The sequence below is a fragment of the Domibacillus mangrovi genome (assembly GCF_001906925.1).
In the GTDB taxonomy this organism is placed as follows: domain Bacteria; phylum Bacillota; class Bacilli; order Bacillales; family Domibacillaceae; genus Domibacillus; species Domibacillus mangrovi.
In genome coordinates, this window is record NZ_MRWQ01000037.1 from 1 (window position 1) to 1,306 (window position 1,306).

At 36.6% G+C, this 1,306-nt stretch carries 2 protein-coding genes; both read left to right on the forward strand.

Going from position 1 to position 1,306, the window contains the following annotated elements:
* Nucleotides 1-157 precede the first annotated feature (157 nt).
* Nucleotides 158-571: a cupin domain-containing protein gene (locus BLL40_RS16710; RefSeq protein ID WP_073712972.1), complete on the forward strand. Its 414-nt coding sequence runs from the start codon at nt 158-160 to the stop codon at nt 569-571.
* 69 nt (nt 572-640) lie between these two features.
* Entirely contained in the window at nt 641-1,054 is a 414-nt protein-coding gene (locus BLL40_RS16715; protein ID WP_073712973.1) for a cupin domain-containing protein, read from the forward strand.
* The last annotated feature ends 252 nt before the right edge of the window (nt 1,055-1,306 follow it).

The following is a 1,306-nucleotide window of genomic DNA, read 5'->3' on the forward strand; positions in this document are numbered from 1 at the left end:
TTTGACGGCGAAAGTGACGGAGACGCTTTTTATACAGCACATCGCTTGCCAGAGTCTTCATTTTTGTAATACATAAAAGTGAAGATTGTGTTCGATGCGAATTTTAAATACTGAATTTTATGAATAATAAAAAAGTAAACGTATAGGAGTGTTAAATATGAGCCAATCAACAACTGAATCAACAAACTACAATTATTTAAGTAAAGAACCAAGCATCCAAATTATTAAAGCAGGTACTTTCCAGAAGAAAGAACTGGATAGCATTCTAGGAATTCCGGCACTAAAAAGCCAAATCATTGATGTTCCAGTTACCTCAAAAGAAAATGCGATTACGATGGGCTACTTCGATATGCAGCCAGGTGAAGAGTTTGAGTTCGTGTATGAATTTTTAGAAGTGAAATTCGTGATCAAAGGTAAATTTGTCTTACGTGATGCGCAAGGAAACAAATATGTAGCGGAAGCAGGAGATGTTGTCATCTTCACGCCGAATGTACCGGTTATTTTTGATGCTGAAAGTGATGGAGAAGCTTTTTACACGGCTCACCGTATCCCTGAAAAACCATTTATGTAAACCGGACATAATCGTTTGTTCTACATGAATAGGCAGTAAGAAAAAAATAAAATTATTGGAGTGGTAAAAATGAGCAGAGCAGCAACGAAAGATAACTATACGTACTTAAGTCAAAAACCAGGTTTGCAATTAATTAAAGTTGGAAGCTATGACATGAAAGAATTGAATACAATATTAGGTATTCCAGAAGTGAAAAGCCAAATCATTGATATTCCGATTACGGCAAACGAAAATGCAGCAACAGTAGGATTATATGCAATGCAAGAAGCTGACAAAGGTTTCGATTTTAAATATGATTTCTTAGAAATGAAAACAGTTGTCACTGGTAAATTTGTTTTAAGCGATGACCAAGGAAATAGTTTTACAGCAGAAGCAGGCGATGTTGTGATCATCAACCCTGGTACAACGGTGACGTTCCATGGTGAGAGCGATGGTACAGCGGTTTATGTAGCACATAGATTGCCAGAACCTACATTTGCATAATTGATCGTTTAATTAGATTTAAAAGTGAAATTATAAATGTTCCCGTTTGCACAAATGAAAGCGCTGTGAAAACGGACCAATGGGGGGATGGGAACGCAGACGAAGATCGTCACTTTCTGTGGGCCTCCCCCGCTGAATGAAGATTCATATTATTAGATATAGCCCTTATATATATTCTAATTTTTCATAAAGCAAAAGGGGGTTATGGAACAATGCATACAGTCAATACCATGAGCTATCAAGATTTTGATT

Coding starts and splice junctions, on each gene's coding strand:
- BLL40_RS16710 (WP_073712972.1), top strand. CDS start 158: ATGAGCCAATCAACAACTGAATCAACAAACTACAATTATTTAAGTAAA.
- BLL40_RS16715 (WP_073712973.1), top strand. CDS start 641: ATGAGCAGAGCAGCAACGAAAGATAACTATACGTACTTAAGTCAAAAA.